This window comes from Pseudanabaena biceps PCC 7429 (assembly GCF_000332215.1).
In the GTDB taxonomy this organism is placed as follows: Bacteria; Cyanobacteriota; Cyanobacteriia; order Pseudanabaenales; family Pseudanabaenaceae; genus Pseudanabaena; species Pseudanabaena biceps.
In genome coordinates, this window is record NZ_ALWB01000448.1 from 1 (window position 1) to 627 (window position 627).

Below are 627 nucleotides of genomic sequence, written 5' to 3' on the forward strand. Positions count from 1 at the left end.
GCGGGCGGTACGCTCTCTAGTTTGGGTTTCTTATGCTTAGCTAATTAACGTGAATTCGGGATAATTTGAAACAGGCTTTGGGAAAGGGTTTGCTACGCAAACCCTTTCCCAAAGCCCAAAACTAAAAGCCTTGCTACGCAAGGCTTTTAGTTTTGGGCTTTTAAAATTTGCCAGCTTAACCCGAACTGACGTTAATTACAAGTTTTTAATTACAAGTTTCAAATACCAATTTACGAAAGTGTGACAACACTTTTGTGAATTAAAAAACAAACCCAGTAAGGGTTTTCCAAGCTCAAAATGGCTACGCCATTTTGAGCTTGGGTATAATTACAAGGTAAGAATTCAGGTAAGAATAGGAATGAGAGAAATAGAAGAAGGATCAATTAAAGCTTGACGGAAAAATCAATGACAGATTTACCTTGAGCTTTACAGGTTTGAATAACCGTCAACAAAGCGGCGGTATTGTGTAAGCCATCCATAGAACGGGAACCACCAGAAACTTTGCGTTTGGTAACGGCAAGCCTGAGATTACGCTCGGCACGATTATTATCAGGGGGGACAAGGGGATCATCAAGAAAATACCACCACTGAGCTGATTTTTCTTGAGGGAGTTTAACAAAAGCCCTG

1 protein-coding gene is annotated in these 627 nt (G+C 40.5%); it reads right to left on the bottom strand.

The window, feature by feature from the left end:
• Positions 1 to 383: 383 nt before the first annotated feature.
• Positions 384 to 627, bottom strand: a 244-nt coding sequence (locus tag PSE7429_RS23060; RefSeq protein WP_009629826.1) for an IS66 family transposase, incomplete at its 5' end; no start/stop codon positions are given.